The sequence below is a fragment of the Rhizobacter sp. P2_H2 genome, assembly GCF_056403375.1.
In genome coordinates, this window is the sequence record NZ_JBFUFP010001356.1 from 1 (window position 1) to 1231 (window position 1231).

Consider the following 1231-nt stretch of genomic DNA (forward strand, 5'->3'; position numbering starts at 1 on the left):
CGGCTACACCCCCCAGGTCGCACTGCAGGTTGGCGACATCTTCACGCTGATCAACTTCGTCAGCGGTGGCGTCGGGTGCACATTGCTGCCCGGTCGCGTCCGCGATGTTCTCAACGCCTCTGTCCGACTGATTCCCCTGCACCCGCGCTTCGCCGTGCGCCAACAGATCGGCTTGAGCTACCTGCGTGCGCGCGAGCGCGACCCAAACCTGCTGACGCTCGCATCCACCTGCCGCCTGCTGTTGGGATCTCAATGAGTGTGCGCCGCGTCTCCACGAAATTGCGTCCACCTGTGGCGACTGAAACAGAACACGTGAAATCAGTGAGAGAAAACCCTCGAGCGTTCCTGTCGTTGCAACGATGGCCGCGCGGTGTGCAATGGATGCGTTTCCACTTTAGCGCTACCGTGTCTCTATTCACCAATGGAGAGGATCCATGAGACTTTCAATGCACACGTTGGCAGTGGTCGTCGTCACCACGCTCTATGGCGTCACACCTGCCGTGGCGGCAGATCTGGAGGCTGGTCGCTACACAATCAAAGCCGCCCACAGCGGCAAATGTGTCGACGTTGATGCTGCCGGACTGGGAGACGGCATAAACATTCAGCAATACACCTGCAACGGAACCACGGCGCAACAGTTTGACGTGACAAGCCTCGGCGGAGGGTTCTACAAGCTGCTCAACGTGAACAGTGGCAAGGCCATCGACATCGTCGGCGGCTTCACCAACGACGGCGCCAACGTGCAACAGTGGAGCGACAACGGCTCCGGCCAGCAACGCTTCGCGATTCAACCGGCCACCGGTTCCGATCAGTTCACGATCAAGAACCAGAAGAGCGGCAAGTGCATCGATGTGGCCGACCGCAGCACCGCGGATCGCACCAATGTGCAGCAATGGAGCTGTGCCGGCTCGACCAACCAGATATTCACGTTCAGCCGCGTTGGTGGCTCTACGTCGCAAGCGTGCTTCTACGAAGACATCAACTACGCGGGCAGAAGTTATTGCACCGGTGAAGGAGCAGCCGATGCGCCCGCCGGCTGGATGCGCCTGGCGTCGTCGGTAAAGGTACCTGTGGGCTACCAAGTTGACCTGTTCACCGATGTCGGAGGGTCAGGACGCGTGCTGTCGCTCTTGGCTGACACGGCCAACTTGGTGCCGCTGGGGTTCAATGATGCGATGTCATCGTACAGATTCTCAAAGGCGAACGGAACGCCGCCTTCGTCGACAGCCGC

Annotated in this window: 2 protein-coding genes; both read left to right on the forward strand. The window is 59.9% G+C overall.

Annotation, left to right across the window (positions count from 1 at the left end; translation table 11 throughout):
* A partial coding sequence (locus AC1D15_RS33055) for a LysR substrate-binding domain-containing protein (protein WP_477829396.1) occupies window positions 1-256 on the forward strand: 256 nt, incomplete at its 5' end.
* 205 nt (window positions 257-461) lie between these two features.
* Window positions 462-1231: RICIN domain-containing protein (locus AC1D15_RS33060; RefSeq protein ID WP_477829397.1), on the forward strand; the 770-nt coding region annotated here is incomplete at its 3' end.